This window comes from Massilia genomosp. 1, assembly GCF_011682185.1.
Lineage (GTDB): Bacteria > Pseudomonadota > Gammaproteobacteria > Burkholderiales > Burkholderiaceae_D > Telluria_A > Telluria_A rubra.
This window is the reverse complement of the sequence record NZ_WHJF01000220.1, coordinates 1-2,838: the sequence shown is the minus strand read 5'-3', so window position 1 is coordinate 2,838 and position 2,838 is coordinate 1. Positions and strand designations below refer to the sequence as shown.

Genomic DNA, 2,838 nt, shown 5'->3' with positions numbered 1-2,838 from the left:
TCGCCTACCTTCGCATGTCCAAGTTTAAAAACCTTCCGGCCAATCCACTACAACCAGCCGCCGCTCCGTTGCGATCTACCATCTACCGTGCCGGCTGTCCAGTTCCACTCAAAACGGCATAGAGCCGGCGAGCATCGCGCCCTCTAGTACCGTGCCAACTGTTCCGAGAGTGACAACCATTGCTGCACCACCTACGACATTTTTCGCTACAGAACGAGCGATCAATCCCGCGATTTTTTTGCCCGCAGCCGCGCCTGCCTTTTCCAGCGCCACAGTGCCTAATTCTTGAAGCGCATCTTTAATCAAACCACGTTGGGCTGCCTCAAGGTTCTTGAGTGCTCCCTCTGCGGCTGTCTTGAACTTCTCACTTGCCTCCTTCAGGTTTTGCGGTTTGTTCCACATCCCATCACAATGCTTATCCATCCAAGCATTGCCAGGTTTGAACTTATAATTCGATGTTCCCCGGCCAAGTTCATCTAAGCCCTTTGTGACTTCCGACAACCGGCCCATTGCTCCAGTCTTTGCAAATTTCGGATCGGCCTTTTTTTGATCTTCTACCGATTTCTTGTCGGGCTCACATTTTTTTTGGATAGATTCTCTATCGTTTTTGCATTCTGCGGTAGTATTAAAGATGGCCAAATACGAAGCCCCAGCGGCGTTCGCACTTGTCGCCGTCGCAGTGGTTTTTGGTGGCAGCTCCGGTTTTACAGGCGGAGATCTTTTTTTTCCTGCTTTTTCTTCTTTCTTTACTTCATCTTTTTTTCGTTGATCTTCCTTAGCTTTATCTTTCGCTGCCCGCCCGTTCGAGGTTTTGTCCTTAATAGCCTTACCGACGCCGCTACCCATGATTATGTGTCATCGGGTCAATATGGCGGCACACGTTCAAGCCTTCAACCTTAACGTCAGAAGACCAGTCGGTGAAAAATGCTCTTCCAGTTATGGTGTGACTAGCCACTCCCATTCCCAAGTTCCGGGTCGCTGGCTCATTCCCAACACTATTGGCGAGAAATGAGACGTCGCGCAACGCAAGGGGCGTACCGCAGATAAAGACTGTTTTGGAACCGTTTGTTAGATCCTTGGCGTACGCGGTATTCATATAGGGAATTGCAACTGGACCGGCTGAAGGAGCCGGCGGACTCCAGCATGCGTCTGGCCCTGCAACCGATTTTCCATCTGCCGCTTTCGAACAAATTTCGTTGTCGTTCGCATATACATATGTTTTCAATCTTTATTCTCCTTGATAGCGAAGCGCAACGGCGCAGCGAGCACCGCTATCGCTAGCCAAATGAACAAGTCCCACGTTACCAGGGGAAAGAGTTGCGTCTGCCATATCCCGCATTAGCCATGCCAGCATCGCTGGACCACTTGCAGCACCGATTTCACCTAATTTGTCGGAGAGCGTCAATTGAGCCAGCTTGTGCTCACCGAACATAATTCGGGTTATCGCATTTGCGGCCTCTCGTGCGAAAAATTGCTCACCGTTTTGATCGCTGATGCGAAATTCTATTTGCCGTGGCGTCAGTCGAGCTTGTTTTAGTGCATCCCGGATAGCAGTCGTGAGGCCTTGTCCGCGACTCGGCACGCTGCCGTCTTGACGACCGTTCTCTTGGGCCATTCCAACACCGGAAATGTGAAGGCCGACATCTGTCGACATGCCGCGCCGTAGCAGTACAACTGCCGCCGCTTCACCTGGGATAAACCCATTACTATTTCCACGAACTATGAGGCGGTTATCCTGCAAGTAGGCGTTGATATCCGCTGCGTACAGATAACTGTCGCCCCCCACGATTAATACTTGTTCGGCTTCCGCATTTACGAGCAAACGTGCAGCTTGCAGCAAACCTTCGGCAAGGCCGGTCCGGCCTTGTGCGATCATGTGAATTGCGTGAGGGCGTGGACTCGACCCAGCGGGAGGTAAGCCGTAGAATCCCTCATCCCCTAGCGCGTGCAGTACATCATGAAGCACCTGAGCATAGTTTATACTGTCGGAATACGGGCGCGCAGGATCTGGACCCAGAAAGATAATGGCGGTGCGGCGCCCGTCAAGTAAGGATTCCGGGTCCTCCATTCGTTGCGCACAGTCGCGTACAGCATATTCGATCCAGCGATGTATACGCTCCTGTCCGAAAATATCTTGTGGAAGCCTTGCAACGTTAACCGGATCGGACGATAAGCTGTTAAAACTGCTTTCTTGAAAGTGGTCCATATTTGCGCGTATAGCGCAAACCGCCGCATCCAGCTGGTATCCGACCGCACAGCACAGCCCAGCTCCGGCAACGAATACACTGTTGGGTACAGGTGAAGAATCATTCATTCGATACCTCTTGCTGGGACAAATCTTCCGTGATGAGGGTATTGTCCGGGCCATTGCATCCAGCACAGTTTGCGAGGCCGAGGGATTTGTCATGCCACCATTGAGCGCTGACCGCACCGATAGCAATCGTGTCGAACTCTTGCAATCGGCGTTTGACAGGCACACTCGCCCGCCACACCACGCTGAAGCGTCGTTCATCTGGTTCGAAATACAGCGTATCAGCCACGACGATAGGTTCCTCAGTACTGTAATCATTCCGCAAGATACGTACTTTCACGTTATCGAGCCGGGGAAGCTTGAATCGAACATCGGAACGGTCTGGCATCATGTTACGCAACACAATCTGTTCGCCCCCGATCGGATACGCCATCTGTTGATCTTCCGGGGCGCATTGATTAAGGCCCAATGCCGTTTTGAGTGGAAGTTGACTTCGGCTACCATATCGGCTACCGCTGTGAATGTCTGCGCCTTGCGGCGCTTGTCGATGTCCGGTCCGGAGCAGGGTCAAGGGCGGGCGGCGCGAA

The 2,838-nt window shown here is 52.4% G+C and carries 4 protein-coding genes; all 4 read right to left on the bottom strand.

What is annotated here, in order from left to right; translation table 11 throughout:
* Positions 1-108: 108 nt before the first annotated feature.
* Positions 109-846, bottom strand: coding sequence for a hypothetical protein (locus F1735_RS32940; protein WP_167241143.1), 738 nt, complete (start codon positions 844-846; stop codon positions 109-111).
* Positions 839-1,225, bottom strand: a complete 387-nt coding sequence (locus tag F1735_RS32935; protein ID WP_167241141.1) for a DUF4150 domain-containing protein — start codon at positions 1,223-1,225, stop codon at positions 839-841. The genes F1735_RS32940 and F1735_RS32935 overlap by 8 nt, the downstream gene beginning before the upstream one ends.
* A gap of 3 nt (positions 1,226-1,228) precedes the next feature.
* Positions 1,229-2,314: a hypothetical protein gene (locus F1735_RS32930; protein WP_167241139.1), complete on the bottom strand. Its 1,086-nt coding sequence runs from the start codon at positions 2,312-2,314 to the stop codon at positions 1,229-1,231.
* On the bottom strand, positions 2,307-2,838 hold a 532-nt coding region (locus F1735_RS32925), incomplete at its 5' end, for a DUF2169 domain-containing protein (RefSeq protein ID WP_167241137.1). The genes F1735_RS32930 and F1735_RS32925, both read right to left, overlap by 8 nt.